Source organism: Dietzia cercidiphylli, from assembly GCF_014145145.1.
Lineage (GTDB): Bacteria > Actinomycetota > Actinomycetes > Mycobacteriales > Mycobacteriaceae > Dietzia > Dietzia natronolimnaea.
Genome location: NZ_JAALEA010000250.1, coordinates 1 through 2,187, shown reverse-complemented (window position 1 = coordinate 2,187; position 2,187 = coordinate 1). Strand labels below are relative to the sequence as shown.

Below are 2,187 nucleotides of genomic sequence, written 5' to 3'. Positions count from 1 at the left end.
CGCCCGCCACGGCGATTCCCCCGGCGGCGACTGTGGAACCGCCGCGGGGCCGGCCTGCCGACCGAGCGCCGACAGCCCGGCCCGGACCTCCGCGACCTCCGCGGTGATGCGTCCGAGCCGTGCATCGAGGTCGTCGAGAGCACGCTGCAGGTCTGGCTGCTGGGGGTCCACCTGGAAATCATCCCCCGCTGCGTTGCCTGCGTCCATGCCCCTCCCCTGGCCACATCGCGGGAAGAACGCAGTGCCGCACTAACGACCCCGGTCCCCGGGCCGATAGACAGAGCACGACACGAGCTCGGACGGAGCACGCATGAGTGAGCACATCATCCCCGTTGAGGGGGCGACCCCGATGCACTTCGTCTCCGAGGGCGACACCCTCTCCTGGCACCACCAGTCGGTCGAGACCGAGGAGACCACCGAGTGGTGCGGTGAGGTCGTCGACATCCCCACCGACAGGGTCACACAGTGGGATCCGCTCTCCATCAGGGGTGCCCTGTCCTGCCCCAGGTGCGGCCTGGTCGGAGGAGTCCTCGACGGCACCTTCATCCGGGTGTTCCAACGGAGACCGGGCCAGACCGAGGCAGAGGCACGTTCCGCCTACTACAGATACCGTTACAGGCACCATGGGGAGTGAGTCCCTACCCGGTCGGCCCACGCGGCCGGCGCACGCCGGGCAGTGACGGGGAGGGGGCCGACGCCGTCGACTCACCATCGAACCACCGCGGGCCCGAGAGGAAGGCCTCCACGGCGAGGCGCTCCAGCTCGTATGAGCCGATACCCGGGTAGCCGTGGCACATGCTCCGCCATGTCGCGGGCACGGCCGTCGCACCCCACCGCGCGCCCAGCAGACCGCCGGCGATCGCGGCGACCGTGTCCGTGTCCCCGCCGATCTCGATCGCCACGACCAACGAGTCAGCGAGGTGCCGCCGCGGATCGGCTTCGGGGACCGGGGTGTGGTGGATCGCCGACCACGACGCCTGCAACGCGCCCACCACCCAGCCGTTGATCGGGAACCGAGAGGGCGGCCCCTGTTCGGCCTCGTCGATGCGGGCCTCCTAGAACTCACGGTCCGGCTCGTCGAGGCGCGCCAGCCCGCTACGGAGGTCCAGGACCTGCTCCCGCACCGCGCGGTCGATGGCCAGAGACCACAGCACGCACGCCTGGCCGGTCCGCGGATCGGAGTGGGTCAGGTCGCTCACGGCGGTGGCGGCCCGGACGATCGCCCCGGTGTCACCGAGGTGTGCCAGCGCCACGGGGGCGGTGCGCATGAGGGAGCCGTTGCCGGCCGAGTGGTGACTCCGCCGGAAGTGCTCCCCGGCCGCCTCCCGGGCCGCGGCCGCCGTCGGTGCGGGACCCGCGGCACGCAACACGGCGGCAGTCTGGTAGCCGATGTCCGGCGGACCGGAGTCGTACCAGCGGCCGAAGTTCCGGGCCACCTCGGTCAGTGCCTCGTCGGCGAGCAGACCGCGCCCGCGGGCGGCCACCTCGAGAACGCACCACGCCATGGCGGTGTCGTCGGTCCACTGGCCAGGAGCGAATCCACCCAGCCCACCGCCGATCATCTGCGGGCCGTCGGGCCCGAGGCGAGCCGAGCCGTATTCGTACCCGGCGCCCAGGGCATCTCCGACCGCGGTGCCGAGCATGACGCCCGCCACCCGGTCGGCTCGTGTTCCGTACTCGCTGTCGCGTCTCATGACGCCACCCCTCCCAGGCGATACGCCAGTTCGTCCCGGTTCCGCTCGAGCTCGAACGAGAAGGCGCGGAGAATCTCGTCGACGTTCTCCACGGACAGTGGCCGCGCCGGAATCCTGATCCTCTGGAACACCTCGCGGTCGGTCATGTACCAGGTGCTCCACGTCCCTTTCCGGTTGAGGAGGTCCAATTCGACGGCGGTGTTACGCCGACTGTAGACACGGCGCACGACCATGGCGAAGACCTCGATCGCGGCCCCGTCCGGACGGAAGATCACGAACACCGTGGTCCCGGCGACATGGAATCGGAGGTCACCGTCGGAATCGACGTCCGGGTCCTGCCCGGTGAGGTTCCGGATCACCCCCGCCACCAGTGGACGCAGGGCGTCCGGGCCGCCGAGGGCCGCGTCCTCCCCGCGTGACGGGGCTTCCTCCACCGCACCGGCGTCTGCGAGCCCGAGTGCGTCCGCCACCGCCGCGGCGCCCGGCCCGGTGG

Annotated in this window: 3 protein-coding genes and 1 pseudogene; 1 reads left to right on the top strand and 3 read right to left on the bottom strand. The window is 71.3% G+C overall.

What is annotated here, in order from left to right; translation table 11 throughout:
• The coding region (locus G6028_RS09605) for a hypothetical protein (RefSeq protein ID WP_182658735.1) at positions 1–207 on the bottom strand (207 nt) is incomplete at its 3' end.
• Positions 208–310: 103 nt separating this feature from the next.
• Between G6028_RS09605 and G6028_RS09600 the strand changes: the two genes are divergently transcribed.
• The gene (locus G6028_RS09600; protein ID WP_182658734.1) at positions 311–634 is read left to right on the top strand and encodes a hypothetical protein; all 324 of its coding nucleotides are present in this window, start codon (positions 311–313) and stop codon (positions 632–634) included.
• Between the two features lie 4 nt (positions 635–638).
• Here the strand turns inward: G6028_RS09600 and G6028_RS09595 are convergent.
• Together G6028_RS09595 and G6028_RS09590 are read right to left on the bottom strand one after the other, a co-directional pair.
• Positions 639–1,643: pseudogene (locus G6028_RS09595) on the bottom strand (ADP-ribosylglycohydrolase family protein).
• A gap of 47 nt (positions 1,644–1,690) precedes the next feature.
• A partial coding sequence (locus tag G6028_RS09590; RefSeq protein ID WP_182658733.1) for a T3SS (YopN, CesT) and YbjN peptide-binding chaperone 1 occupies positions 1,691–2,187 on the bottom strand: 497 nt, incomplete at its 5' end.